This is a genomic window from Treponema sp. R80B11-R83G3, assembly GCF_054786115.1.
The window spans coordinates 1-1,065 of record NZ_BDHF01000262.1 but is presented as its reverse complement, the minus strand read 5'-3'; the positions used below and the strand labels follow the sequence as shown (position 1 = coordinate 1,065).

Annotated in this window: 3 protein-coding genes; all 3 read left to right on the top strand. The window is 36.9% G+C overall.

The window, feature by feature from the left end:
• Window positions 1–26: 26 nt before the first annotated feature.
• Entirely contained in the window at window positions 27–197 is a 171-nt protein-coding gene (locus ACYVRH_RS13170) for a hypothetical protein (RefSeq protein WP_461257353.1), read from the top strand.
• A gap of 3 nt (window positions 198–200) precedes the next feature.
• Window positions 201–467, top strand: a complete 267-nt coding sequence (locus tag ACYVRH_RS13165; RefSeq protein WP_461257352.1) for a hypothetical protein — start codon at window positions 201–203, stop codon at window positions 465–467.
• A gap of 54 nt (window positions 468–521) precedes the next feature.
• Window positions 522–1,065, top strand: a 544-nt coding sequence (locus ACYVRH_RS13160; protein WP_461257351.1) for a DUF3560 domain-containing protein, incomplete at its 3' end; no start/stop codon positions are given.

The window sequence follows — 1,065 nt, the reverse complement described above, 5'->3', positions numbered from 1 at the left end:
AAAATTTTATTTAGTAGAGGTATAAAATGGAAAAAATTAAAAATAAAGAAATTACTATTACCTACCACAAGGTAGACGGTTTTACTCTGTCTTACTTATCAGACAGCGGTATTTATCACCATCAGCGATATATCGGCTATGGGTTAAGGGAAGCTATAAAACGCTTCAAAATTCACATTCAAAATTTAGGAGGTTAAATTATGCAAGCGACAGCCAATGATGTTTGGGAAAAACCAGTATACACGCCAAAATTTTCCGCTGAAACATCTAATATAATTCGCCGTCTCGCATGGTCAATAAACAAACCCATGACAAAAACGGTTGAAATGTTGGTAATGGCGTTACCCGCAATTATAGACCCTACAAAAATCTGTCTATCCTGTAAAGACAGAACAGACTGTAAAGCTTGCCTTTTCAGCCGTCATTTTACAACAGATGAAAAGAGCGCACTCTTAAAAGCTCTTTAGTTTCACTCCCTAGCCTTTTTTGGCTAGGGTAATTTTATTTTAAGGAGATTAATTATGTCAGTTGGTAGAAAAGACTATGAAGAAAGAAAAGAAATAAAAATCGACCGCTACAAAGCAAAAGCGAGACGGTCAAACATTGAAGCCAATCAAGAAAGTAACAGGGCTAGAGAAATGGGGGACGTTATCCCTTTTGGACAGCCCATTTTAGTAGGACACCACAGCGAAGGAAGCCACAGGGCATTATTAAAAAGAATTGATACCGCTCATCACAAAGCCGCCGAAGCCTATAATAAAGCCGATTATTACGAAGGCAAAGCCGCAGCCGCTGAAAGCAATAATTCAATTAGCGGAGATGATCCAGAAGCTGTAAAAAAGTATCAAGAAAAATTGATAAAACTTGAAAAATCTCAAAATTACATGAAATCAGTTAATAAGGCATGGAAGCAAGGTAAAGAAGCGTTAATCGCATTAGGCTTATCAGAAGAAGAAAGCCAAAAAATGGCAAACGAAAAAAATAAACCTTGCCCTACTTGGATGCTAAGTAATAACAGCGCCGAAATCCGAAGGGTAAAAGAAAAAATTGAAACCTTAAAAAAAC

What these genes read in the sequence shown, in the direction of transcription:
- ACYVRH_RS13170 (WP_461257353.1), top strand. Translation starts at nt 27, where the DNA reads ATGGAAAAAATTAAAAATAAAGAAATTACTATTACCTACCACAAGGTA.
- ACYVRH_RS13165 (WP_461257352.1), top strand. Translation starts at nt 201, where the DNA reads ATGCAAGCGACAGCCAATGATGTTTGGGAAAAACCAGTATACACGCCA.